This is a genomic window from Nocardia vaccinii NBRC 15922, from assembly GCF_001613305.1.
Taxonomy (GTDB): Bacteria; Actinomycetota; Actinomycetes; order Mycobacteriales; family Mycobacteriaceae; genus Nocardia; species Nocardia vaccinii.
On sequence record NZ_BDCC01000009.1, the window covers coordinates 305,533 to 330,881 of the forward strand.

23 protein-coding genes and 1 pseudogene are annotated in these 25,349 nt (G+C 67.9%); 12 read left to right on the forward strand and 12 right to left on the reverse strand.

The genetic code is table 11. The features are described 5' to 3' along the window. The first annotated feature begins 140 nt into the window (after positions 1 to 140). The 5 genes from NV1_RS45510 (at position 141) to NV1_RS06080 (ending at position 5,728) form a co-directional block, all read left to right on the forward strand. Positions 141 to 3,272: a HAMP domain-containing sensor histidine kinase gene (locus NV1_RS45510; protein WP_067886301.1), complete on the forward strand. Its 3,132-nt coding sequence runs from the start codon at positions 141 to 143 to the stop codon at positions 3,270 to 3,272. Further along, positions 3,269 to 3,679, forward strand: a complete 411-nt coding sequence (locus NV1_RS06065) for a roadblock/LC7 domain-containing protein (RefSeq protein ID WP_067886303.1) — start codon at positions 3,269 to 3,271, stop codon at positions 3,677 to 3,679. Before NV1_RS45510 ends, NV1_RS06065 begins: the two co-directional genes overlap by 4 nt. 7 nt (positions 3,680 to 3,686) lie before the next feature. Beyond that, positions 3,687 to 4,058, forward strand: coding sequence for a DUF742 domain-containing protein (locus NV1_RS06070; protein ID WP_067886305.1), 372 nt, complete (start codon positions 3,687 to 3,689; stop codon positions 4,056 to 4,058). Next, entirely contained in the window at positions 4,039 to 4,659 is a 621-nt protein-coding gene (locus tag NV1_RS06075) for a GTP-binding protein (RefSeq protein WP_067886307.1), read from the forward strand. The genes NV1_RS06070 and NV1_RS06075 overlap by 20 nt, the downstream gene beginning before the upstream one ends. A 241-nt stretch (positions 4,660 to 4,900) precedes the next feature. After that, complete coding sequence (locus NV1_RS06080) at positions 4,901 to 5,728, forward strand: MHYT domain-containing protein (RefSeq protein ID WP_067886309.1); 828 nt, start codon at positions 4,901 to 4,903, stop codon at positions 5,726 to 5,728. A 138-nt stretch (positions 5,729 to 5,866) separates the two neighbouring features. On the opposite strand, the gene NV1_RS06085 is transcribed toward NV1_RS06080, so the two are convergent. Continuing rightward, entirely contained in the window at positions 5,867 to 6,571 is a 705-nt protein-coding gene (locus tag NV1_RS06085; protein ID WP_067886311.1) for a hypothetical protein, read from the reverse strand. Positions 6,572 to 6,882: 311 nt separating this feature from the next. Between NV1_RS06085 and NV1_RS06090 the strand changes: the two genes are divergently transcribed. Further along, on the forward strand, positions 6,883 to 7,281 hold the full coding sequence (locus NV1_RS06090; protein WP_067886313.1) for a hypothetical protein: 399 nt from the start codon (positions 6,883 to 6,885) through the stop codon (positions 7,279 to 7,281). A gap of 239 nt (positions 7,282 to 7,520) precedes the next feature. Here NV1_RS06090 and NV1_RS47265 read toward each other — a convergent pair whose 3' ends face one another. Beyond that, positions 7,521 to 7,772 (reverse strand): 50S ribosomal protein L32, encoded by a 252-nt coding sequence (locus NV1_RS47265; RefSeq protein WP_084525128.1) that lies wholly within the window; start codon positions 7,770 to 7,772, stop codon positions 7,521 to 7,523. On the opposite strand from NV1_RS47265, the gene NV1_RS46710 reads away from it, so the two are divergent. The 3 genes and pseudogenes from NV1_RS46710 (at position 7,700) to rpsR (ending at position 8,497) form a co-directional block, all read left to right on the forward strand. Further along, on the forward strand, positions 7,700 to 7,933 hold the full coding sequence (locus tag NV1_RS46710; protein ID WP_067886315.1) for a hypothetical protein: 234 nt from the start codon (positions 7,700 to 7,702) through the stop codon (positions 7,931 to 7,933). The genes NV1_RS47265 and NV1_RS46710 overlap by 73 nt on opposite strands. Continuing rightward, positions 7,930 to 8,178 (forward strand): annotated as a pseudogene (gene rpsN / locus NV1_RS41925) (30S ribosomal protein S14); the annotation flags it as partial. The gene NV1_RS46710 and the pseudogene rpsN, both read left to right, overlap by 4 nt. Positions 8,179 to 8,242: 64 nt before the next feature. After that, positions 8,243 to 8,497 carry a 30S ribosomal protein S18 gene (gene rpsR, locus NV1_RS06100; RefSeq protein ID WP_067886317.1) on the forward strand — a complete coding sequence of 85 codons (255 nt, stop codon included), beginning with the start codon at positions 8,243 to 8,245 and terminating at the stop codon, positions 8,495 to 8,497. Between the two features lie 85 nt (positions 8,498 to 8,582). Here the strand turns inward: rpsR and NV1_RS47270 are convergent, their stop codons facing one another. From NV1_RS47270 to sucC, 8 genes are all read right to left on the reverse strand, one after another. Beyond that, the gene (locus tag NV1_RS47270) at positions 8,583 to 9,050 is read right to left on the reverse strand and encodes a hypothetical protein (RefSeq protein ID WP_507762134.1); all 468 of its coding nucleotides are present in this window, start codon (positions 9,048 to 9,050) and stop codon (positions 8,583 to 8,585) included. A gap of 721 nt (positions 9,051 to 9,771) precedes the next feature. After that, positions 9,772 to 11,400, reverse strand: coding sequence for a bifunctional phosphoribosylaminoimidazolecarboxamide formyltransferase/IMP cyclohydrolase (purH, locus tag NV1_RS06110; protein WP_067886321.1), 1,629 nt, complete (start codon positions 11,398 to 11,400; stop codon positions 9,772 to 9,774). Continuing rightward, positions 11,397 to 12,017, reverse strand: a complete 621-nt coding sequence (gene purN, locus NV1_RS06115; RefSeq protein ID WP_067886730.1) for a phosphoribosylglycinamide formyltransferase — start codon at positions 12,015 to 12,017, stop codon at positions 11,397 to 11,399. The genes purH and purN overlap by 4 nt, the downstream gene beginning before the upstream one ends. Before the next feature lie 101 nt (positions 12,018 to 12,118). Beyond that, complete coding sequence (locus NV1_RS06120; RefSeq protein ID WP_067886322.1) at positions 12,119 to 13,729, reverse strand: cell division protein PerM; 1,611 nt, start codon at positions 13,727 to 13,729, stop codon at positions 12,119 to 12,121. 304 nt (positions 13,730 to 14,033) lie between these two features. Next, positions 14,034 to 14,315, reverse strand: coding sequence for a type II toxin-antitoxin system HicB family antitoxin (locus NV1_RS06125; RefSeq protein ID WP_218026922.1), 282 nt, complete (start codon positions 14,313 to 14,315; stop codon positions 14,034 to 14,036). 66 nt (positions 14,316 to 14,381) lie between these two features. Beyond that, the gene (locus NV1_RS06130; RefSeq protein WP_067886325.1) at positions 14,382 to 15,464 is read right to left on the reverse strand and encodes a DUF5336 domain-containing protein; all 1,083 of its coding nucleotides are present in this window, start codon (positions 15,462 to 15,464) and stop codon (positions 14,382 to 14,384) included. Between the two features lie 318 nt (positions 15,465 to 15,782). After that, on the reverse strand, positions 15,783 to 16,697 hold the full coding sequence (gene sucD, locus NV1_RS06135) for a succinate--CoA ligase subunit alpha (protein ID WP_067886327.1): 915 nt from the start codon (positions 16,695 to 16,697) through the stop codon (positions 15,783 to 15,785). Positions 16,698 to 16,710: 13 nt separating this feature from the next. Then, positions 16,711 to 17,892: an ADP-forming succinate--CoA ligase subunit beta gene (sucC, locus tag NV1_RS06140; RefSeq protein ID WP_067886328.1), complete on the reverse strand. Its 1,182-nt coding sequence runs from the start codon at positions 17,890 to 17,892 to the stop codon at positions 16,711 to 16,713. 605 nt (positions 17,893 to 18,497) lie between these two features. Here sucC and NV1_RS06145 point away from each other — a divergent pair. After that, positions 18,498 to 19,643: a M23 family metallopeptidase gene (locus tag NV1_RS06145; RefSeq protein WP_067886330.1), complete on the forward strand. Its 1,146-nt coding sequence runs from the start codon at positions 18,498 to 18,500 to the stop codon at positions 19,641 to 19,643. Between the two features lie 520 nt (positions 19,644 to 20,163). Here the strand turns inward: NV1_RS06145 and pcrA are convergent. After that, positions 20,164 to 22,725 carry a DNA helicase PcrA gene (pcrA, locus tag NV1_RS06150; protein ID WP_084525129.1) on the reverse strand — a complete coding sequence of 854 codons (2,562 nt, stop codon included), beginning with the start codon at positions 22,723 to 22,725 and terminating at the stop codon, positions 20,164 to 20,166. A gap of 261 nt (positions 22,726 to 22,986) precedes the next feature. On the opposite strand from pcrA, the gene NV1_RS06155 reads away from it, so the two are divergent. Next, entirely contained in the window at positions 22,987 to 23,280 is a 294-nt protein-coding gene (locus NV1_RS06155; RefSeq protein WP_067886332.1) for a chorismate mutase, read from the forward strand. A 106-nt stretch (positions 23,281 to 23,386) separates the two neighbouring features. Here NV1_RS06155 and NV1_RS06160 read toward each other — a convergent pair whose 3' ends face one another. Continuing rightward, entirely contained in the window at positions 23,387 to 24,838 is a 1,452-nt protein-coding gene (locus tag NV1_RS06160; RefSeq protein ID WP_067886334.1) for an NAD-dependent succinate-semialdehyde dehydrogenase, read from the reverse strand. 218 nt (positions 24,839 to 25,056) lie between these two features. Between NV1_RS06160 and NV1_RS46315 the strand changes: the two genes are divergently transcribed. Next, positions 25,057 to 25,191, forward strand: a complete 135-nt coding sequence (locus tag NV1_RS46315; RefSeq protein WP_281181791.1) for a hypothetical protein — start codon at positions 25,057 to 25,059, stop codon at positions 25,189 to 25,191. The last annotated feature ends 158 nt before the right edge of the window (positions 25,192 to 25,349 follow it).

Below are 25,349 nucleotides of genomic sequence, written 5' to 3' on the forward strand. Positions count from 1 at the left end.
CGCCGAGCACCTGCGAGGTGAGGCTGCGAGCCGGGAACCGGCCGCGGTGGGACCCGCAGGGCGAATGCGCGAGCGGAGGCGACGGAAGCGGGATGGTAACTGCACCGCGACCATGGCAGCGGAATCTTTCCAACCTCTCGGTGACGAGCAAGGTCGGCATCGTGCTGCTCCTGCCCGTCGTGCTGGCCTCGGTCTTCGCCTTCCTGAGGATCCGGGACGAGTTGGGCACCATCTCCCAGCTGAACGTCGCCACCCAGCAGGCGCAGATCATCCGGCCACTGCTCGACTTCGGTTCCGCCGCCGATGATCTCGCGGTCGCCGCGGGCACCGGCGGCGTCGGCGACCACATCGGGCAGGCGACACTGGACCAGGTCTCCGCGCGCTTCGACCAGGCGGCGGCCAATCTGCAGTCCGCACTGCCGCTGGCCCGGGTCGACCAGCAGGTCAGCACCGAGATCACCGATGCGCTGTCCACCGGACGCGGGATGCGAAACAGTCTGCACGGCAGTTCCGCCCAGGTGGTGGGCACCCAGGCCGACGAGGTCGCCACGCACATCAGCAACGCCGTCACCACGCTGATCACGCCGAAGGAAACGGTTCTCGAGCGCAACTACACCCAGCTCGGCGATCTCGCCATCGCGCGTCGAATGTTCCTGCAGCAGCAGCTCATCATCCGCAGCGGCGAGATCAGGAACAATCCGGCGATGCTGGCGCAGGCGCTCACCGCGACCGGCTCCGAACTCACCATGATCAACCAGTACGCCGTGGTCCAGCCGAACTCGGCGTACAAGCCGGACGTCCTGCTGGACGCCCAGCAGACCCGGTTGCGCGCGCTGAGCCAGGACTCCATCGAGCCGATGACGATCGCCGGCGTGAGCGATTCGCTGCAGCGCAGCACCGCGACCTACACCGAGGCCATCGACAACACGGCCGACCTGATCACCTCGGGTCTGAGCCGCACCTCGATCGACGCGCGCAGCACGGTTCTGCGTGACGTCGCGTCCGTGGTCCTGACCCTGCTCGCGGGCCTGGCCCTGGCGCTTTCGGTGGCGCGTTCACTGGTCGTGCCGGTGCGCCGGCTGCGTCGCGGCGCCCTGCAGGTCGCCCACGTGGATCTGCCCGCCGAGCTGTCGGTGGTGCGCGACGGCGGTGCGACCCCGGAAATCCTCCCGGTCGACGTGCAGACCACCGAGGAAATCGGTCAGCTGGCCCGCGCGGTCGACGATATGCACCGGCAGGCGCTGCACCTGGCCGCCGACCAGGCCCGCCTCCGACTGCTGATCAGCAGTATGTTCGAAACCCTTTCGCGGCGTAGCCAATCCCTGGTCGAACAGCAGTTGACGCTGATCGAGGATCTCGAACGCGACGAGGAGAATCCGGGTCGGCTGCAGAGCCTGTTCCGCCTGGACCACCTGGCCACCCGCATGCGCCGCAACGGCGACAACCTGCTCGTGCTGGCCGGAACCGCGCTGCGCCGCGGCCAGCTGCCCCCGGTTCCGCTCTCCGACATGCTCTGGAGTGCGGTCTCCCAGGTGGAGGACTATCAGCGCGTGGAGATCGGCGCGGTGCCCGACGGCATCGTCGCCGGGGAGCCCGCGGTGGATATCGAACATCTGCTGGCCGAGCTGATCGACAACTCGCTGCGGTACTCGCCGCCGAGCACTCCGGTCGCGGTCTCGGTGTCCGCCGCGCCCGAAGGCGGCTATCTGATCGAGATCACCGACCGCGGCCTCGGCATGTCGGGTGACGATCTGCGCGAGATCAACGACCGGCTGGCCTCCGGCGGTGAGGTGACCGTCGAAACCGCCCGCCGCATGGGTCTTTACGTGGTCGGCAGGCTCGCCAAGCGGCATACGGTCACCGTCAGCCTGCGTCGCACCTCCACGATGGCGCAGCAGCCCGGCATCACCGCCACGGTTCATCTGCCGAAATCTCTGATCACCTCCGACAAACCGGATTCCGGCGAATTCCCGGGCGACGCGCTGCCCGCCGCGCCGGTCTCGACCGCGGCTCATGCCGCGCCCGAAGAGATCGCGGTCCCGGTGCCGCTGTTCGGTTCGTCGGTGACCCCGCTGCCCCAGCGCCGCCCGGCACGCGAGGATTCCGGCGACTCGGCCGCGAAGATCGCGGCCGTTGCCGACGACGAACCCACCGGACTGTTCGTCTCGCAGCACGATCCGGAGCCCGACGACGAGCCGACCGGACTGTTCGCCCCGCACCAGGATCGGGATTCTGCCTCCGACGGCGTGATCGGCTATCAGCCGCCGGAGGAGGAACAGAATCCGTACGGACACGCGGGTGAGAGCGCGCGTGACCCCTGGGCCGTCCCCGACCGGTCGGCGTTGTCGCGGCCGGACGAGGACGACAACGAGTCGGCGGCGCAGGAATGGTCGAGACCGGAATCGGGTTGGCGCTCGCGGGAAATGGCTGCGTCGGAACAGGATTGGGATACCGAGGCGCCGCAGTACCAGCAAGGCCCGGACGTCGCCCGTTGGAAGAGCGGCGACTCGTGGTCCGGCACGGTGCGCTGGGAGGAGACCGGATCCGAACCAGCACAACAGTTCTGGGCCGATGCGCGGCCCGAGCCGAGTGGCGTCACCGAAAAGCCCTGGGGCGGGCCGGATTCCATGCCCGCGACACCGAGCTCGCCCGCCGGAGCCGGGTCCGGCCCCGGCGGCGAGCAGGTGCTGCGACCGCGGCTCCGCCGCCCGGCGGCGGAGCCCTGGCCCTCGGGTGAATTCCCGCCGATGCCGGGCAACACAGCGGCCCCCGCCACCCCCGAACCGGCCCGCACCACCCCGTCCTGGGAAACCGAGGCCGCGGACCTGTGGGCGCAGACGGCGACCCTGCCGGTCCAGCGGCCCGGCGCTCCCGAACCGGCCGAATCACCCATCTACCAGCGCATGGTCTCGGAGTGGCTGGTCGAGCCGTCGGCGAACGAACCGGGCGGCGCCTGGTCCTCCCCCGCCGACGCCGGCTGGGCCGCGGCCGAGGAGGCCAGCAAACCGACCCTGGACCATCGGACCTCCGGTGGACTTCCCATTCGCAATCCGGGCGCTCAGCTCGTCCCGGGCGGCCTGACTCCCCCCTCCGACACCGGCGCACCCGATCCCGAGGAAATCCGCAGCAATCTATCCCGGCACCTGAGCGGTGTGCGCAGCGGACGCGCGGGCCTCGCGTCGTACGGCGATGAAAACGGGTACAACGGAACTCGGTCCGGCGGCGGGCTCGAACATCACGACGCGCAGTACAACGATGGAGGACACGTATGACCGATACCGAGCAGCCCCCCACCGACGAGAATCTCAACTGGCTGGTGACGCGCTTCACGCGCGAGGTCCCCGGCGTCTCGCACGCGGTGCTGGTATCGGCCGACGGCCTGTTGCAGGCCACCAGCCCGCACCTGCCCGCGGATCGCGCCGAACAGCTGTCCGCGGTGACCGCCGGACTGGCCAGTCTGTCCTCCGGCGCCGCCCAGCTGTTCGACGGCGGCAAGGTGATGCAGTCGATCGTCGACATGCAACGCGGCTATCTGCTGGTGATGAGTGTCGGCAACGGCTCCCACCTGGCCGTGCTGGCCAACAAGCAGCACGACATCGGCCGCATCGGCTACGAGATGGCACTACTGTCCGATCGGGTCGGAGCGGTCGTTCAGGCCACCGCCCGCTCGTCGGTCTGACGGTGTCATGGCGAGTTCCTTCGGAGCCGATCCCCGGCCGACAACACGCGTTCGCCCCTACGCGCTGACCGCCGGGCGCACCCAGCCCGCGGTCGATCTGCCGCTCGAGGCGGTCGTGGAGACCCTGCCGTATGCGAGCCGATTCGATTGGCCCGCAGGCGACGTCCGCACCGATATCCTGCGCCTCGGCGGTCGCAGGCTGTCGGTCGCGGAGATCGCCGCCCATCTTCAACGGCCGTTGGGTATGGTCCGCGTCGTCATCGGCGATCTGGTCGTCGCCGGTACGCTGCGGGTGCACACCACGCTCAGTGAAAACGCCACGTACGATGAGCGCCGTTCGCTCATGGAGAGGACCCTGCGTGGACTCCGCGCTCTCTGACGTCTCGGACGCCGAAACCCGCACCGCCTCCACGAAGATCGTGGTGGCCGGTGGTTTCGGCGCGGGTAAGACCACCTTCGTCGGCGCGGTCTCGGAGATCGTGCCGCTGCGTACCGAGGCCATGGTGACCGGCTACTCCGACGGCGTGGACGATCTGTCGGCCACCCCGGGCAAGGAGACCACCACGGTCGCCATGGATTTCGGCCGCATCATCCTGCCCGGCAATCTGACCCTGTACCTGTTCGGTACCCCGGGCCAGCGCCGATTCTGGTTCATGTGGGACGACCTGGTCCGGGGCGCGATCGGCGCGGTGGTACTGCTGGACACCCGCCGGATCGAGGACAGTTTCGCCGTGGTCGACTTCTTCGAGGCGCGGCAGCTGCCATTCCTGGTGGCGGTCAACCATTTTCCCGATTCTCCCCGCTTCCCGGCGACCGAACTGCGCGAGGCGCTGTCGATCCGCGAGGGCGTACCCATCGTCGACATCGACGCCCGTGATCCGGTCCAGGTGCGCCAATCCCTGGCAGCGGTAACGGAATACGCCATCGCCCGCTTGACCGGACCGCCCGCCTCGGAGCGACCCCGCGATCCAGCACACTAGTCCGCCTCTCCGCGACTTCAGCGGGTCGTCGGGTGGTACGAGACTTTCGCGTCGGGGCGGCGGTCAGGGATGTTGTACGGTTTCGGACGTTCCCGGCGAGTTACCGATGTGCTCGCGAAATCAGTTGTCGCCCTGGCATCGCGGGGAGACGAGATCACGACTCAGGACGGCGGCCGGTGGTACAAGGCCTGAACGCAGCAAAGTAATCGAGAATTAATCCGACCCGGTTAGGGGGTTTTGCGTGCAGTACTTCACCATGGGGACCTGGGTGCTCGTGCTGGCGCTCGGGGTGGCGTGGGCGGGCACCCTGGTGGGCCTGATCTGTATCCGGCAGTCGACGCTGTCGGTGACCGCGAAATTCCGGCTCGTATGGTTGATCGCGGCCGCGGTGTGTATCGGCGCGATCGGCACACAGGTGGCGGTATCGGTCACGATGCTGGGTGTCGGACTGCCCGGTGGGGTCGTCCGCTACGACCTGATGCAGCGCATCGCGGCACTCGTCGCGGCGCCGGTGGGGTTGCTGGCCGGACTGATCATCGCGGGCGACGATCGCAAACCTGTGCGCCTGGCGATCGGCGGGCTGGTCGCCGGGCTGTGTCTGGGGCTGATGAACTATCTGGGCCTGAACTCCCTGACGGTGCAGGGCACCACGACGATCAGCCCCGGGTTCATGGCCGGATGTACCGTTCTGCTGGTGGTCGGCGCCGCCGGATTGCTGTGGGCGACCCGGTGGCGCGTGACGACGGCACTGGTCGCAATCTCCGTGGTGTACGCGGGCGCGATCATCGGAATTCACTACCTCGGCCTGGCCGGGGTCTCGGTCCACATCGATCCGGCCATGCCGCAGCCCAGCGGGCGGGATCTGTTCACCATGTTCATCCCGATCTTCGTCGTCGCCACGATGTCGCTCGCGATTCCGATCACCGCGGTTCTGGTCGCGCCGGACCGCACGGGCCGACTGCAGCCCGAAGCACGCGCCAAACGCGTCCCCAAGGGCCCGCGCCAGCGCCGCATTCCCAGCCCGAACCGCACCGCCGAGACCGCCCGCACGCCCGAATCGGTCGGGTGAGCGGGTCTCCCGGACGGTTCCGAGAGCGGTAGTGGAACGAATCGGGCCGGACCGCCCTCGACAGTGGGCGGTCCGGCCCGAATCCGTCAGGGTCGGGGTTTCACCGAAACCGCTGCGTCCCCGATACTCTGGCTGGTTTTATACGTCTCCCTGCGCATGCAGGCTGTTGTACATCTGCACACCGCTGGCGACGCCGACCGGGATGCCCAGCGTCGCGCCGCCGACGATAGCTCCGACACCGCCGAGCACGGAGGCCCCGAGGAGGCAGCCGCCGACGATGCCGAGCGGCGTGCCGATGACGGTGGGCGCGGTGAGAAGGCCGCCGGTGGCGACGCCGAGCGGACAACCGACCAGCAGACCGCCGACCCCGCCGACCATGGTGCCGACACCGGTGGCCAGGCCGAACTGGGTGGCCGCGGTGCCCAGGGCGGAGTTGAAGTCCGCCTGCGGGTCGTGGGCCGGGGCGTCGACCGGCTGCGGCGCGGGGGCGGTCGCATCGGCCTGGTGGGTCGTCACGTTCGATGCCACGGGCACGGTGTCGGCAGCCTTGGGCATCACCGGGAATGTCTTCTGCCCGAACACCGTCGAGCCCTTCGCGTCGTTCACCTGGATCTGCCCGCCCTGGGTGGTCACCTTGCCGAACGGGGTGTCCAGCACCGTGGAGCGGTCGGTGGTGTTGCTGGTGTACTGCACACCCGGTGCGATCGGCACGCTCAACGTGTGCGGATCGACAACGGGAGCGTCCGCGCCGGGCACGGCGGCCGAGGCGGTGCCGGTGGCCAGCGCAACCGCGGCTGTCGTCGCGAAGGTCGCGAGCGACACGGCGTACGTCATCTTCTTCATAGCGATCCCATCAGGTCTTTCTCACACTGCATGCCCCCCGGAATCCGGGTGCACGGGGCCGTGGCGTGTGGCCCAGACAGAGACTCGCGCTCGATGATTACGAAACTGTAACATCGGCAGTCAAGAACCCGGCAAAATTGCCGCAGTCGTGTTAAATGCCCGCAAATTCGGACAAATACGTCATATGGCGCCAGTTCGAATACCCTGCCCGGGTATTGAAGAGTGTCGTGCATCACCTGCGTCCGCTTCGGATCGGCAGTGCCACAACCGATGCCGAGCGCCGCGAACAGTAGGCGAATTACAGTGGCCTCATGCATTCCCGCCCGGATGACGCCGAGGAGACCGACGCGTCGCAGGCAACCCCGGACCATGTGGCCGTACTCCGCGATATCCAGACCCAGCTTCGCGGGCCCGAATTGGCCGGATGGCCGCAGTTGGGCACCGACGAGGACGGTCGGCACCGGTCCCTGGTGGACGCCGTGGCTGCCGCGTTGACGCAGATTTCCGAATTGCGCACCGAGGTGGGCGATCTGGAGGCCACGATCGCGGAACTCGAGGAGCAGGTGCGAGGTCTGTCACAACAACCGCGGTTGCCGTGGCCGCTCTCGCTGGCGGAAGGTCCGCTGGCGTTGCTGGCCGAACAGCTCGCGCGGCTGGAATCGCTGCTGCCCGAGCCGCTCGGACGCGGTGCCGGATCGGAACATTCGTAAGCTCGGTCGAGCGCGTCGGGACGTGCGGCCGGAACCGGGCCCCAGAAATGGCGATGAGCGGGTTCCCAGGATATCCGAGGGAACCCGCCCTCCCGAATGAGGCTACCGGGCCGGGAGCACGAAATCATCACTTCACGTGGACTTTTTCACATTCAAAAACCAACTGACAGTTGGTAGTTCAGAGATCAGCTACTCTGTCGCAATCGCCATTGGCGAACTCTCGACTGCTCGAACCGATCTCAACATTTGCCCGATGGTCGCGGTATACGGACAAATGCCGTGAAACTGCGCAGTTCTACAGCACATCTCGCGGCCGACCCGCCGCCGGTGCGGATCGACCGGCGCCGACACACCGCGGCGATCGACCGTCGACGCGCGCGATACTCCGTGCCGTCGGCACACAGCGGCACCGGATCCGGTGCGCTCGCCTTCCAAACAGCCGGTCGGCTACGGGAATTCGATCTGGACATCCGCCGCCCGGGAACCGCCATCCCAGCTCACCACCCCGCTGCTCGCCGCCGCGACGGCCGGGTACGCGCCGACCGTACTTGCGCTCGAACCTCCCCACCCACCCCGCGGTATCCAGGATGCGGTGCGCACCGGTCCGGAACGAATGGGAATCGGCGCCGACTCGACGGTGATCAGCGGATAGCCGCTGCCGTGCCGAGCGAGGCGACGAACCGAAGGCGGCCGCCCGTCGCGCAGACCCCCGAGACTGTAGAACTCTGTGCGGCACTACAGCGGCTGCCACGCGATGCTGGTCCGGTACGATTACCCAATCGGGATGCTACCGATGGCCGCCCACGTGGATATCCGCGGAAGTTCGGCCTTTCCCGAGTGCGTGTGCGCGAGCCGGCCCACCGCGGGGAGCTGCCGGGTGTGCACAAATCGAGTTGGTGGACCACCCAGATCTCGCGCAACCACGTAGGGCCCAGAGCTCATGCCGAGGAAGGATACCGATATGGCTGTCAAGCGAGCACCGTCCAAGAAGGTCCGGGCCGAGCAGGCGCGGCGCCCGAAGAAGAATCCCCTGATCGCCGCGGGCGTCGAGGTGGTCGACTACAAGGATGTGAACCTGCTGCGCACGTTCATCTCCGACCGCGGCAAGATCCGCAGCCGCCGCGTCACCGGCCTGACCCCGCAGCAGCAGCGCCAGGTCGCCGTCGCGGTGAAGAACGCCCGCGAGATGGCTCTGTTGCCGTTCACCAGTCGCTGACCATCCCCTCGGTCGAGCCGCGAGAGCCCCGGTACATCTACCGGGGCTCTTCGCATCGCGCATGCGGGCCGCGCACGCCCGTGGGTCAGGCCGGCTGCACACCACGGGCGCCGGAACCGGAGGCGCAGCCCACTAGGGTGTGGCGCATGAAGGCGAATTCGGGACCGCGCCGCGTCGGCGCGGCCGCCGCAACCCTGCTGGCGCTACTGGCGGCCGGTTGCGGACAGGCGAACGATGGTGGCACACAGGCGAATACGAGCACGACCTCGGGGCCGAGCACCCCGACCGAACAGGCGACCCCCGATCCGGGACGCACGTTCACCGCGAATCCCGCAATCGTCGACGCCCGCCCGATGGCCTTCGACAGCTGGAGCCCACTCGCCGCCGATCGGATCGCGGTGAACTTCCAGATCGGATCGCCGGACTGTTTCGGCGTCGACGCCACCGCCACCGAGACCTCCAGCACCGTCACCATCGCACTGCGCTCCGGCCGCCTGCCGGAGGCACAGGGCCGCATGTGCACCATGATCGCGGTGTTCGGCACCCTCGACATCCAGCTGAAGCAACCTCTCGGCAATCGAGAAGTGCTCAGCGCGAAATAAATCCCAGCTAATGTGATGTCGATCACAAAGCGTCCCGAACAGCTGTTATAGCAAGAGCATCTGAAGCGGCAGCGCTTCGGAAGTGATACGTTGCGTGACATAAGCGTTACGTAGAGAAACTCCAGGCCATACAACACCCACAGAGCACTCATGTCACGCACTTCCCCCTCGCGACGCATCCGTCGAGCTACTCCGAATTCCCGTCCCGCACCAGGGGAACCCCAGACCGATTCCCGGCGTCCGCCGGGATGACGAAACCCGGGACCCGGGATGTACACGGCCCGGTGCCTGGATGAAAAGAGACCCTGCGCGGGAACCGCAGCCCCGCGCAGGGTCTCTCTGTATCTTCGGCCTCTGCGTTCTTGGCCTCCGCTCCGCTGCGGCGGGTCCGCGGCCCCCGAAGTCTCACCGCTCGGCCCCGTGTCGGGCACTCGTTCCTCGCACCCGCCGCGCGTCCGAACGGCAAGACGGGCCACGAACCTGGTGTCGGTGTCGTCCGATGTGAGCGGGCCTGGGTGACTTTCGGCGGCACTTCTCGGCCCCATCGCCGCGCGTCCGAACGGCAAGACGGGCCACGAACCTCGGCGTCGGTGTGGTCTGGGGGATTTACGGAACCAGGTGGGTGGTTTGCCGACTCCCGGAAAGGGTTTCGTGTTCCCGGCTGCCTTCCCCTCAGTGGGCGAAGTGTCGGGCGCCGGTGAGGTACATGGTGACGCCCGCTTCTCGGCAGGCATCGATGGTCAACTGGTCGCGGACCGAACCACCCGGCTGCACAATGGCTTTCACGCCCGCAGCGATGAGCTGCTGGGGGCCGTCGGGGAAGGGGAAGTAGGCGTCCGAGGCCGCCACCGAACCCTTGGCTCGGTCGTCGGCGCGCAGGACCGCCAAATGGACCGCGTCGACCCGGTTGACCTGGCCCATACCGACGCCCACGGAGGCGCCATCGTGGGCCAGCAGGATCGCGTTCGACTTCACCGCACGGCAGGAGCGCCAGGCGAATTCGAGGTCGGCCAGAGTGGCCGCGTCGGCGGCCTCGCCGGAGACCAGGGTCCAGTGGGCCGGATCGTCGCCCTCGGCGTCGACGATGTCGCGCTGCTGCAGCAACGCCCCGCCGCTGATCGGGCGCAGTTCCACACCGCCGCGGACGGGCTGCTCGGCGATCAGGATGCGCACATTCTTCTTGCGCTGCAGCACTTCCACCGCGCCATCGGCGTAGCCGGGCGCGACGATCACCTCGGTGAAGATCTCCGCGACCTGCTCGGCCATCTCGACGGTCACCTCGCGATTTGCCGCGATCACCCCGCCGAACGCACTCACCGGATCGCAGGCATGCGCCTTGCGGTGTGCCTGCGCGATGTCCTCGCCGACCGCGATCCCGCAGGGATTGGCGTGTTTGACCACCGCCACGGCGGGCGCGGTGTGGTCCCAGGCGGCCCGCCAGGCGGCATCGGCGTCGGTGTAGTTGTTGTACGACATCTCCTTGCCGTGCAACTGCTTCGCCTGCGCCAGACCGGCAGCACCCGCCGCATCGGTGTACAGCGCGGCGGCCTGATGCGGATTCTCGCCGTAGCGCAGCACCGATTCGCGGGTCCACGTCGCACCCAGCCAAGTCGGGAACCGCACCGCGGCAACCGAATCCGGCTCGGTCGAATCCTTCGCCTCCGAATCCTGTTCCGCGGTCAGCACATTCGTCATCCAGCCAGCCACCGCGACGTCGTAGCCCGCAGTGTGCTGAAAAGCCTTCGCCGCCAGTACGGTTCGCTCGGCGAGGGTGAATCCGCCGGAGCGCACCGCGTCGAGCACCCGGTCGTAGTCGGCGACGTCCACCACCACGCCCACCGACGGGTGGTTCTTCGCCGCGGCACGCACCATCGACGGCCCGCCGATATCGATCTGCTCCACGCACTCGTCCGGACTCGCGCCACTGGCCACGGTTTCGGTGAACGGGTACAGGTTCACCACCACCAGACCGAACGCCTCCACACCGAGTTCCACCAGCTGATCGGCGTGTTCCTGCTTGCGCAGATCGGCCAGGATCCCGGCGTGCACCCGTGGATGCAGTGTCTTGACGCGACCGTCCAGGGTCTCCGGGAAACCGGTCAGATCCTCGACCTTCGTCACCGGGACACCCGCATCGGCGATCCGCGCCGCGGTCGAACCGGTCGACACCAACTCCACCCCCGCCGCGTGCAGCCCGGTGGCCAACTCGACGAGTCCGGTCTTGTCGTAGACGCTCACCAGCGCCCGGGTGATCGGCCTGCGCTCGGCCTCATTCGCGGGTCGTTCGCTGCGTTCACTCACCGGAGTACTCGCTCATCTGGGATAACTGCCTTTCGTCCATCGGAGACAATGCCTCGCGTCGCGACGGCGGCGACGACCTGCGCCAGCAACCGCCGTTCGACGACCTTGATCCGCTCATGCAGGGTGTCCTCGTCGTCCTCGGGCAGCACCTCGACCGCCTCCTGCGTGAGGATCGGCCCGGTGTCGACGCCCGCGTCGACCAGATGCACGGTCGAGCCGGTGATCCGCACCCCGTAGGCGAGTGCGTCGCGCACCGCGTGCGCGCCCGGGAACGAGGGCAGCAGCGCCGGGTGGGTGTTGATGATCCGGCCGCCGAAGCGGGACAGGAAAGCCGGGCCCAGGATCTTCATGAAACCGGCCGACACCACCAGATCGGGTGCGTAGGCGGCGACCGCCTCGGTCAGCGCGGTGTCCCAGGAATCGCGGTCGGGGTACTCCCCCAGCGCGACGCGGAAATGCGGGATACCGGCGGCGTCCGCGTGATCAGTTGCGGCACAGGCCCGGTCGACGCCGACGGCGGCCACGCGGGCTGGATAACCCGGTTGGGCGGCGGCCTCGAGCAGCGAACGCAACAACGATCCGGTACCCGAGGCGAGCACGACGACGGTCGCGGGCAAGGCCGCGGGCACCAACTGGGCGGGCGGAGTCGTCAGCGCTCTACTCCCTGTGCGTCGAGACTGCAGGATTGCGGCGGATGCGAGGACCGCCGCTCTAGAGCCTAGCTACCGTCCCACCGGCGGCCTTCCGGCAGGTCCGTCTCCACCACCTCGGCGTCCAGAATCTCGTCGGGATCGACAACGGGTTCCAGGGCGGCCTGCTCCTCGACGAGTTCACCGTCGATCTCCTCGACGTCCGGATTGCCGTGCCGGGCGTGGCGGTCGTAGTCGAGCTCGTCGTAGCCGCGGCCGCCGTAGCCCTGACTCTCGTAGCCGCGGTCGGCATAACCCTGGTCGAGATAGCGACGCTCGTGCTCGTAGTCGCCGGCTTCGTAACCGTCCCGTTCGTAATAGCCGTCCTCGGCGTACTCCTCGTCGTACTCGTCCTCGTGATATTCCTCGTCGGCGTAGCTCGCATCCGCGTATTCGTGTTCGTCGACGAGTTCGGCGGCGGGGACGGCCAGGAACCAGCGCGAACCGATCAGACCGAGGTATCCGGCCACCGCGAACCAGGCGAATGCCAAGCCGGCGAACAGGAATACGCCCGTCCCGATCGCGCCGAAAGAACCCACCTCGCCACCGGCGATCGCGCCGAGCACACCGAGGATCACCGCCCCGACCGCCGCCGCGGTCAACGTCGCCCACGGCCGCAGCGGCTGATCGTAGGTGCCGCGCGCGCAGTCCCGCCCGGCCAGCAAACCCACCGCTGCGGGCACGGCCAGCACCACCGGCCACCATCCGGCCGCCGGTCCGGTCGGTACCGCGGCCAGGATGGGCAGCGCGGGAACCGGCGCACCCGAGACCGAGAACACGCTCAGCCCGCCGACGCCGATGTGCACGTGCGCGCCGACCAGCAAGCCCGTCGCGCCGACGATCGTATTCGGCAGGTAGGCCAGCGACAGCAGCGACAGCCCGAGCGCGCCGCCGATATTGCCCGACGCGCGGTAGGTCTCACCGATCCGGGACCAGTGCAGCAGGAAGGACAGCAGGGTGAGCGCCGCGGCGCACAACAGCAGCCGCCATACCGTGCGCACCGCGATCCGGACCGCGGATTCGACCCACAGCGGGATTCGCGCGATCACCCGGTCGCGCAACGGATTGGGCCGCCCGGCCAGCCCGGCCAGGGCCGCCGCCAGATGCAATCCGCCCACCCAGGCGAAGGCGGCCAAGGCCTGCGGCGCTTGCAGCGCTACCACCGCCGCGGCGTCCTCGGCCACCGCGAGACATACCGCGGTGACCAACAGCGGTCCCGCCAGCGCGGCGGCCACGATCCAGCCCAGATCCGCGCGGGAGGAGCGCGGTTCCACCGCGCGGGCGCAGTCGCGGGCGGTCAGCCACAGCACCAGACCCGTCGGAACCAGCGGCAGCAGACTCAACGTCGTGCGGCCGATCACCAACGGAACCTGGTGCACCGCAAGCCAACCCGCGGCGATCGCGCCCGATGCGCCGGTCATCGCGCTCCCCGCGGCGGACAGCGTCGCCAGGACCAATGCCACGATCACCACGATCGTGTAACTGGTCGCCCGCGCGGCGACGATGAGCAGTACCCGAGCCCGATCCGGGCTCAGCGACAGGAACAGATTGTCCTCGGGCCCGTGCCCCGGGCCGCGGGCATTCTCATCACGCGGCGGGCGTGCGTCGCGGGGATCCCACCGGACGGGAGAAGCTTTCACGGTCCGACTCCCCCGCGACGTCCGGCATTCGATGCGACAGTCACGACTTCCCCTCACGACGGGTCGGCGCGCCCGCTTTCACCACGGCGCTCCCTCACGACACCCCAGGGTGACAGCTTCCACCGTGTCGGCGAGTCAGGCGCGCCGACACGCACCCGACTCGCCGATATCGATCGTCACACCGCTCATGCTCGGTTCGTCCGGGTATGGGGCAGTCACGACAGGTCACGGAATTCATCGGCACCGATGCCGGCTTTCGCCAACACCTCGACCACGTCCGCGCCGGATGCCACCGGGAGTCGAGTCACGCCACTTCCACCTGAACAGGAGCCGTGATCGGGTGCGCTGAGATCGCGGCGCACTCCTGCGAAGTCACGTATTCCACATGCAACTCGGCTGCTTCGCGCACATTCGCAAGCACCTCCTCGACCGTGTCACCCTGACTGATCGCACCAGGCAGCTCGGCGAGCCGCGCTGTGCACCCACCCTCCGAGTCCGGCGTCAGCACCGCCTGAGGTGAACCGACTCCATCATGTGGACAAGGTTTCATGTGGACAAGGTTCCCTATCGTGCGCCACTCGTCCATGCGTAATCCAGGGCACGCCGGTGAATCAGGCGAACACGCCGGGGCGAGCGACGACCGACGATACAGCTACTTCTTGTCGTCCTCGCCGGGACGGAACGCGGTGGTGGGGTCCGCGGCCGGGTTGGCGGGCCGCTCCTCACCGAAGGGGTTGACCGGCTTGGCCGTGCTCGCCGACTGCCCGGGCTGACCGGCCGCGGCGCCCTGACCGCCCTGCTGCTGACCGAAGTTCAGCGAGCCGTACTGCGGCTGCTGGCCACCGGCCGCCTCACCACCCGGATTCGATCCGGACGGCTGCTGCTGAGCCGCGTACCCGCCCGGCTGCTGACCGTACTGCTGCTGGCCGTACTGCTGCTGACCGTAGGGCGACTGCGCCTGACCCTGCTGCTGACCGTACTGCGGGTACTGCTGGCCGTAGGGCGACTGGGCCGACTGACCGTAACCGGGCTGCTGACCGTACTGACCGTAGGACGGCTGGCTCTGTCCCTGCTGAGACTGGGCCGAGGGCGGCTGCTGACCGTACTGGCCCGGCTGCGCCTGACCATACGCCTGCTGGCCGTAGCCCGGTGTGCTGTAACCTCCCGGAACAGCCTGTGGCGTAGCCGGTTTCGGTGCCGGCACGGACAGGATGCCGCTTTCGAAGAGCACCACGACAACGGCCGCGGCGGTCTGCACGAGCGCCAGGAAGAGCACCACCCAGGCGCCCCAGCCCACACTGACCCCGTCGGGCACCTCGATCACGATGAAGATCAGGCCGACGAACCCGGCCGCGGAAACCGCCGCCGCGGCGCCGGTCCAGTTCTGCCCGGGCAACAGCGACAGACCCGCCAGCAGGCCGCCGGCCAGGAGCACGATCAACACCGACACGGCGAACGAGAAGAAGAAATCGCTGCTGGTCGCGGGGGTCTGCAAACCCTCGCCGAGGTCGTGGCTGCTCGTGGAGACGAACGGCGCGAAACCCAGCAGGAAGTTGATGACGCCGAGCACGGCGGCGCCGACGGTGAGATAGAACGGCAGCCCCATGGCATTCGAACCCGGGCGACCCGCTTTGCTGCTGGTAGCACCGCCCGGCTGCTGCGCGAAGCCGGGCGCGGAGGAGGGTGGCGTCGGCGCGGGTGCGTTGTACCCGGAGCCCCCGGACGGGTATGACATGTCGTCGTCTCCTTATCGAGTCCTTCGTAGTCAAGATTGAATTCCCTCTTGACGCTACTGCACGAAAGCGCCCGGGTCACGGCCACCGCGAACCGCGCAGTCGGCCGGAATGTGCGCCCGATGAACCAGGTGAACCAGCTGATCGTGCTACCGGGAGGAGATAAAGGAGGTTTGCCGTGAATCTTTCGGAAATGTTCTGCACAGTGGTTCGCACCCTCGGGCTGTGCCACGTATTCCCAGCACCGTGAACACGCGCCCGAGGCAATGACGAAGGCCGTCACCCCAATTGGGTGACGGCCTTCCTGCTGTCTACTGGGCTCAGGCCTCGACGCTGGCCTTCTCCAGGATCTCCCGGGCCAGCGCGGCGGTCTCGGACGGCGTCTTGCCGACCTTGACGCCCGCGGCCTCGAGGGCCTCCTTCTTCGCGGCGGCGGTACCGGCCGAACCGGAGACGATCGCGCCCGCGTGCCCCATGGTCTTGCCCTCGGGGGCGGTGAAGCCCGCGACGTAGCCGACGACGGGCTTGCTGACGTTGGCCTTGATGTAGGCCGCGGCGCGCTCCTCGGCGTCGCCGCCGATCTCGCCGATCATCACGATGACCTTGGTCTCCGGATCCTTCTCGAACGCCTCGATGGCGTCGATGTGGGTGGTGCCGATGACCGGGTCGCCGCCGATGCCGATGGCGGTGGAGAAGCCGAAGTCGCGCAGCTCGTACATCATCTGGTAGGTCAGGGTGCCGGACTTGGACACCAGGCCGATCGGGCCCTTGCCGGTGATGTTGTTCGGCGTGATGCCGACCAGCGACTCGCCCGGGGTGATGATGCCGGGGCAGTTCGGGCCGATGATCCGGGTCTTGCCGCCCTTGTCGACGTTGTAGGCCCACGCGTAGGCGGTGTCCTGCACCGGGATGCCCTCGGTGATGACGACCAGCAGCGGGATCTCCGCGTCGATGGCCTCGATGATGGCGTCCTTGGAGAACGCCGGCGGCACGAACGCGATCGAGACGTCGGCGCCGGTCTTCTCCATCGCCTCGGCGACGGTCGCGAACACGGGCAGCTCGACGGGGTTGCCGTCCTTGTCGGTGTGCGAGACGGTGGTGCCCGCCTTACGGGCGTTGACGCCGCCGAGCACCTGGGTGCCGGCCTTGAGCATCAGCGCGGTGTGCTTGGTGCCCTCGCCACCGGTGATGCCCTGGACGATGACCTTGGAGTCCTTGTTGAGGAAAATAGACATTGCCGTTGTTTCCTTACTTGGCCGAGCCGTTGGAGGTTGACGCCAGCTCGGCTGCTTTATCCGCGCCTTCGTCCATTGTCTGCGCCAGCGTCACCAGCGGGTGGTTGGCCTCGACGAGGATCTTGCGGCCCTCCTCGACGTTGTTGCCGTCCAAGCGGACGACCAGCGGCTTGTTGGCCTCGTCGCCCAGGATCTCCAGCGCCTTGACGATGCCGTTGGCGACCGCGTCACACGCGGTGATACCACCGAAGACGTTGACGAACACGCTCTTGACCTGCGCGTCGTTCAGGATGACGTCCAGGCCGTTGGCCATCACCGAGGCCGAGGCGCCGCCGCCGATGTCCAGGAAGTTGGCGGGCTTGACGCCGTTGTGCTTCTCACCGGCGTACGCGACCACGTCCAGGGTCGACATGACCAGGCCGGCGCCGTTACCGATGATGCCGACCTCGCCGTCCAGCTTCACGTAGTTGAGGTCGTTCTCCTTGGCCTTGAGCTCGAGCGGATCGGTCGCATCCCTGTCCGCGAACTCGGCGTGCTCGGAGTGCCGGAACTCGGCGTTCTCGTCCAGGGTGACCTTGCCGTCCAGGGCCAGGATCTCGTTTTCGGGGGTGCGAACCAGCGGGTTCACCTCGACCAGAGTCGCGTCCTCGCCGACGAACACCTCCCACAGTTTCTGGATCGTCACGGCGGCGGCGTCCAGGACGTCCGCGGGCAGGTGGCCCTGCTCGGCGATCGAGCGGGCGAAGGCCAGGTCCACACCCTCGACCGCGTCGACCGGCACCTTGGCCAAGCGGTCCGGCTTGGTGGCGGCGACCTCTTCGATCTCCATGCCGCCCTCGACCGAACACATGGCCAGGTAGGTGCGGTTCGAACGGTCCAGCAGGAAGGAGATGTAGTACTCCTCCGCGATGTCCTTGGCCTCGGCGACCAGGATCTTCTTGGTGATGTGGCCCTTGATGTCCAGACCCAGGATGTTCTGGGCGTGAGTGAAGGCGTCATCGGGGGTCGCGGCGTACTTGACGCCACCGGCCTTGCCACGGCCGCCGACCTTTACCTGGGACTTGATCATGACCGGCTTGCCGATTTCGGTCGCGATCGCACGCGCATCCTCGGCCGAGTCCGTGACCCGGCCTTCCGACGAAGGCACTCCGTGCTTCACGAAGAGCTCCTTCGCCTGATATTCGAAGAGATCCATGTACTCACCGTCTCGTCTGCGTTGTGGTGACAACGACTTTGTTGGCGTCCCGTCGTTCCAGGGCGGGTCGGATCGGACTCTAATCACTCGCGAGCACGGGAAATCAGCCGCATACAGCCTAAGTGGCACAGGTCACCGGCCCATGCCCGGGAGGGGAAAACCGCTGGCCACCCCTACTCACGAGTAGGTTGCCACGGCGGCTGCGGGACCAGGGTTCGAGCCATTCGCGAGGATGGAATTACTACGCCGCGTAGTATTCGAAATGCCGCGTACCCGCTCCGATATCGAACATGTTATTCCCGGAAATTCTTGTGATGAATCTCACATGCAGGCGTAGATGCGTCGGAGCGCTTGCCGGGTCGCAATCGTTTCGTTACCGTCGATGCGACCGATGTCACAACAAGGTCACAAGACCGGCATGAACGAGGGCGTCCGACGCGGTAGTCTCTGTACTCCCGACCGGGCTCCACCGGACGACTACATTCCGCAGCTGACGGGCACAGGAGGACGGCAGGCTTGTTGCAGCACAGCGCTCCGCAGGTAGAGAGCCGCGTCGCAGGCGACCCGTCGACCGCACGACACCATCTCTCCTCAGGTATTCGGTAATGAGTGGCGATCCGTTTCAGCCGGGACATCGCGCCCCCTCCGCATTGCGTTACCGCCGCGAGGGCGACGGTCTGAGCAACCTCGGCGATGCCGCGTCGTTCGGCGGGTATGCCGGGCCCGCGCGCCGCGCCGACAGCTGGTCGGGCGCCGCCTCGGCGGCTACCTGGAACGTACCCGTCGGCGATACGTGGAACACGCCTTCGGACGCGTGGGCAGACCCCGAACCCGACGAATGGCAGCAGACCCCCGAATACCACTGGGGGGAACCGTCTTCCGAGGATCCCCCGTGGGACCCCTGGGCTTCGGACGATCCGTCCGCGGTCGAGCAGATCGACTACGACCAGCCCGACGAGCCGTATCAGCCCATCTCCCGCGGCACGCGCGGCAACGCCGGCCACCGGCCCGCTCGTGTCCCGGGCGCGCACCGGATGCCCGTTCCGCCCGCAGCCCTCAAGGGTCGCGCGGCTGTCGTGGCGGTCGCCGCCGGCGCGGTCGTCGCCGCCGGCCAGGCCGGTGCGCAGCATGTCGGCAGTCAGCGCCCTGCCACGGCCGACGCGCCGAGGACCGGTGAGATACGCCAGGTCGCGGCCTCCACGCCCACCAACGGCGCCGCGACTTCGAATCAGTCGCCGCAGGTGCTCGACGCCGCACCGGTGACCGATATCAGTCAGTTCCAGGATGTGCTGCACCACGGGCAGCAGTTCGCCGAAAGCCTTGCCGCCCAGGCCGCGGCCAAACTCCGGCCGGTCTTCGTGAAGTTCGCCAGCGGCACCTTCACCTCCGGGTACGGCACCCGCTGGGGCGTGCTGCACCCCGGCGTCGACATCGCGGGCCCGATCGGCACACCCATCTACGCGGTCATGGACGGCACCGTCATCGATGCCGGGCCGGCCTCGGGCTTCGGCATGTGGGTGCGGCTACGTCACGAGGACGGCACCGTCACCGTCTACGGGCACGTCAACACCACCACGGTGTCGGTGGGCCAGCACGTCATGGCGGGCGATCAGATCGCCACCATCGGCAACCGGGGTTTCTCCACCGGCCCGCACTGCCACTTCGAGGTCTGGCTGCACGGAACCGACCGCATAAACCCACTCCCCTGGCTTGCCAGCCGCGGCATTTCCCTGGGCCCCGAAGAGGATTAGCTGGGTTTAATGGCCTCCGCTCCGCTACGGCTGTTTTCGGCGCGCTTGATGGCTCGTCGTTCACCCCTCGAGACTCGGCCTTCGGCCATGCGCTTCGAGGGCTGAACGACGAGCCCGCGCCGAAAACCTAGGTGTTGGTGTGCTGAGCCTTTCGCTTCGCGGGCGACTCCCAGCGGGACAGAGACGCTTCGCCGCTGGGCGCGTCAGTCCTCGCCTTGCCTCGCTTCGGCGGGGTTTCAGTGTCCAGAAGCTTGTGTTGTGCGGTCGAGACTCGGGGTTTCGGCCATGCGCTTCCAAGAAGTGAACGACCAGCCCGCGCCGAGGACCTTCGGAGTCGGCCTTTCCGAGTCTTTCGCAGCGCGGGCGACTATCAGCGGAACGGAGACGCTTCGCCGCTGGGCGCGATCGAGGTGGTCACAAGGACGGAAGCACACCTCGGCAGCAGGGAGTACGCCGGGCATCACGGGCCGTGGTGGACGCTCTCGCGGAGAGTGTGGCGAAGTCTCTGCGCGACAACCTTTTACAGTTTGACCAGAACTCCGCCGCTGTATTGCGGGATGAGGCGGATCTTGCCCGCGGTGCCGAAATCTATGGTGACGCTGGCTATGGGGCCCGTGCCCTCGGCGGCTATGACACGGCCCAGGCCGTATTTATCGTGGTTGACCCGATCGCCCACGGCCAGAACCAGGTTCGTGACGCCGCGTTTGGCGCTGCCGGGGGCGGGACGGCGGTCGCCACCGCGGACGCCGGGACGTTCGGACCAGCCGTCGCCGCGGGTCCAGTCACGTTCCAGGCCGTCGCCCTCGCCGCGGCGGCGCATGCCGCGGGCACCGGGTGAGTTGGCCGGTTCCAACCGCTGCCAGTCCATCAGATGACCCGGAATCTCCTGCAAGAAGCGGGATTCCGGATTCGACACCGGCTGTCCCCAGCCGGACCGGACCACCGCGCGAGTCAGATACAGGCGGCGGCGGGCACGGGTGATGCCGACGTAGGCGAGGCGGCGTTCCTCGGCCAACTCGGTCGGATCGCCCAGGGCGCGCATATGCGGGAACTGGCCGTCCTCCCAACCGGTGACGAAGACAACCGGGAATTCCAGCCCCTTGGCGGTGTGCAGGGTCATCATGGTGACCACCCCGGTGCCCTCGTCGGGAATCTGATCGGTGTCGGCCACCAGGGACACCCGCTCGAGGAATGCGGCCAGTGACCCCGGATCGGGCTCACCCTCGGCGGCCTCGGGCAACAGCCCCTCCGCGCGGGCAGCCTCCATGTTGTTACGCGCCTCGGAGCTGAATTCGCGTGCGACGCTGACCAATTCGTTGAGGTTGTCCAGGCGGGCGCCGTCCTGCGGATCATCGGACGCCTCGAGCTCGGCGCGATATCCGGAACGGTCGAGCACCGCCTCGACCACGGTTCCCACATCCGGGAAATCCAGATCCTCCTGAACACCCGCGGTACGGATCTCCTCCAGCAGATCCAGGAATCCCGCGATGGCGCGCTGAGCCCGCGTATTGAGCAAGGCCACCTTGCCGTCGGCGGCATCGCGCAGGGCTTGGCCGAAACCGATGCCGCGCTGTTCGGAATGCACGGCCACACACGCCTCGGCGCGATCGCCGATACCGCGACGCGGGGTGTTCAGGATGCGGCGCAGGCTCACCGCATCCTCCGGATTCTCCAGAACGCGAAGGTAGGCGACGATATCGCGCACTTCTTTGCGCTCGTAGAAGCGGACGCCGCCGACCACCTTGTACGGCAACCCCATCCGGATGAAGATCTCTTCCAGCGCACGGGAATTGTTGTTGGTGCGGTAGAAGACCGCGACGTCGCCGTAGTTGTAATCACCCTGGTCGACCAGGCGATCGATCTCGCGCGCGACGAAGGACGCCTCGTCGTGCTCGTTGTCCGCGACGTAGCCGACGATCAGGTCGCCCTCGCCCGAATCGGTCCACAACTTCTTCTCGCGCCGCCCCTCGTTGCGCGCGATGACCGCGTTCGCCGCGGACAGGATGTGCTGGGTGGAGCGGTAGTTCTGCTCCAGCAGAATGGTTTCCGCGTCCGGGAAATCGCGCTCGAATTCCTCGATGTTGCGAATGGTCGCGCCGCGGAAGGCGTAGATCGACTGATCGGCATCGCCCACCACGCACAGCTCGCTCGGGGCCACCGCATCCTCGCGCCGGGCCGGGGTGAACTCCGGATCCGCCGCTGCCGCACCCGCATCCGCATCGTCCGTCTCGGTGGCCGGACCCGCGGCGTGATGCCCGACCAGCTCGCGGACCAGGACGTACTGGGCGTGGTTCGTGTCCTGGTACTCGTCCACCAGCACGTGCCGGAACCGGCGGCGGTAGTACTCGGCCACCTGCGGATGACGTTGCAGCAGGGCGACCGTCTCGCCGATCAGATCGTCGAAGTCCATCGCATTGGCGCCGCGCAGCCGACGCTGATATTCGGTGTACACCTGAGCGACGATCCGGGGCAGCTGACTCTCGTCGGCCTCCGCGTCGATCGTGGCCTGCTCCGGGTCGATCAGCTCGTTCTTGAGATTGGAAATGGCGGTGGCGAGCAGGCGCGGGGTGTACTTCTTCGCGTCCAGTTCCAGATCGCGGCCGATCATCGCGAGCAGCCGGCGCGAATCATCGGCGTCGTAGATGGAGAAGTTGGTGTTCCGGCCGGGCAGCAGCGCGGCCTGGGTGCGCAGGATGCGCACGCAGCTGGAGTGGAACGTGGACACCCACATACTCGCCGCGCGCGGGCCGACCAGCCCGGCCACCCGCTCGCGCATCTCGGCGGCGGCCTTGTTGGTGAAGGTGATCGCCAGGATTTGGCCAGGGGTGACACCGCGGGCGGCCAGCAGATAGGCGATCCGGCGAGTCAGCACCGCGGTCTTGCCCGATCCGGCGCCCGCGACGATCAGCAGCGGTGTGCCGCTGTGCACCACCGCCGCACGCTGCTGCGGATTCAGACCCTCGAGTAGCCGCTCGACCGCACCCGCCGCCGCATCGTGCGAGGGGCCCGCCGCATGCCCCGCGTCATCTGCCTGCCCCGTCCGCGCGTGCGGACGCCTCTTGTCAGCCACCGTGGTCTCCATCGCTCTCCCACGCTACCGGCGAGCACCGACAAGCTTGTAGCCGTGTACCCAGCATGGCAGACTGACCACATGTCCAGTGCTCGCGCAACCACTGCAGCCCGGCCGACCGCCGTCCACCCCGGTCGCCGATTTCGCATTTGAGCGCATGGGTGACGAAGGGGGGAATATATGGCCCACCGGGCCTGATTCACGGTGAAAGAACCCATCGGTAACGGCCAGCGGTCGCCCGCCGATCGAAGTTCTGACACGAGGAGAAGAAGTATGAGCACCTCTACGACGACGACCGGGTCCGATGCCGCGCTGCCCAGCAGCGAGGCGGAGATCGACAAGCTCCGCAAGGAGATCGACCGCCTCGACGCGGAGATCCTGGCCGCGATCAAACGCCGCACCGAGATCTCGCGAATCATCGGCCGCACTCGCATGGCCAACGGCGGTACGCGGCTGGTCCACTCCCGCGAGATGAAGGTCCTCGAGCGTTTCAGCGAGCTGGGCCAGGAGGGCCACACGCTCGCCATGCTGCTGTTGCGCCTGGGTCGCGGCCGTCTCGGCCGCTGACCCACAATCAGCCGAGATCGGCTCGGTCACATCGCATTTCGCATCGGACCGCCCCGGGCATCGGTCCCGGGGCGGTTTTCGCTGTCCTGCCGCAGTCGCTCGCCGGCTACGGCAGCGCGATGTACTTGGTCGACAGATACTCCTCGATGCCCTCGGTGCCGCCCTCGCGGCCGAAGCCCGATGCCTTCACCCCGCCGAAGGGCGCGGCCGGATCGGAGATGACGCCCCGGTTGATGCCGACCATGCCGCTCTCCAGGCCCTCGGCGATGCGCAGCGCCCGGTCCAGATCCCGGGTGTAAACGTAGGCGACCAGGCCGAATTCGGTGTCGTTGGCCGCGGCCAGGCCCTGCTCCTCGGTATCGAACCCGATGATCGGCGCGACCGGCCCGAACACCTCCTCGCTCAGGATGCGGGCATTCGACGGCACATCGACCAGCACCGTGGCCGGATAGAAGTAGCCGGGACCACCGGGCGCCTTGCCGCCGGTTCGCACCTGCGCCCCCTTGGACACGGCGTCGTCGACCAGTTCGCTGACCGTGTCGAGCTGGTCGGCGTTGATCAGCGGACCCAGCGTGGTGTCCGGATCCGCGCCCGGGCCGAGGGTGGTCCGCTGAACCGCGGTGACGAACTTCTGGGTGAATTCCTCGATCACCGAGTTGTGCACGTGGAAACGGTTGGCCGCGGTGCACGCCTCACCGCCGTTGCGGAGTTTGGCCAGCATCGCCCCCTCGACCGCCGCATCGATGTCGGCATCGTCGAACACCACGAACGGGGCGTTGCCGCCGAGTTCCATCGAGGTGCGCAGCAGGCCGTGCGCGGAGGATTCCACCAGCTTCTTGCCGACCTCGGTCGATCCGGTGAAGGTGAGCTTGCGCAGGCGCGGGTCGTTGATCAGCGGCGCGGTCACCGCGCCGGAACGGCGGCTGGTGATCACCGACAGCACACCGTCGGGCAGGCCCGCGTCACGGCACAGCTGCGCCAGTAGCAGCATGGTCAGCGGAGTGGCCGAGGCCGGTTTGACGATGATCGTGCAGCCCGCCGCCAGCGCGGGGCCGATCTTGCGAGTTCCCATGGCCAGCGGGAAGTTCCACGGCGTGATCGCCAGACACGGCCCGACCGGCTGTTTGTGCACCATGATGCGGCCGGTGCCGGTCGGCGCGGTCTGGTAGCGGCCGTGGATGCGCACGGCCTCCTCGCTGAACCAGCGGAAGAATTCCGCGCCGTAGCGCACCTCGTTGCGGCTCTCGGGCAGCGCCTTACCCATTTCCAAGGTCATCAGCAGCGCGAAATCCTCGGTGTGCTCGATGATCCGCTCGTAGACCGCGCGCAGGATCTCGCCGCGCTGCCGGGCCGGGGTGGCGGCCCACTCGTCCTGCACCGCCACCGCGGCGTCGAGGGCGCGCACCGCGTCCTCGGGGGTGGCGTCGGCCACCTCGGCGAGGGTTTCGCCGGTCGCCGGATTCTCCACCGGGAAGGTCGCGCCACCGGTGGCATCCACCGGGCCGCCGATCCAGAGTTGTGTGGGGACGGATGCGAGTAGTTCTCGTTCGGACACCATGTGACCAGCCTATGCCCGGCTGTCCAGCGCACCGGGCGGTCCGGCCGCACCGCGTCCGCGGCGCCCGCCGCCGCGATCAGGACGGTGCGGACCGGCCTGGACCATGGTCTGATGACTGTCGGGCCCGGACGCGCTCGGCCCGGTCGAGCACCGTTCGCGGCCCCGGATGAACACCGAACGAAGATCGAACGAAGATCGTGTGAGGAGAAGATCCAATCGTGCGGAAAACGGCTGTCGTAGTAATCATGGCCCTCGCCATCGCCGCATTCTCGGCGGGTGCTGGTAGTGCCGCCACCATCGCCGGAATCGACCTGGGCCCCATCGCCAGCGGCAGCGGTGGTCTCGGCGCCTAGACGCCGCAGGACGACAACACCCCGCCCACTCCGCCCAACGGAGACCATGTCGGCGACCCCTGCCGGGCCGGTGGCAACAAGCCCGGCCACAAGCAGTGGGTGCATCTGAACGACGATGCCGCCGCGCACTACGGCACCCGCTGGATGTGGATCTGCCG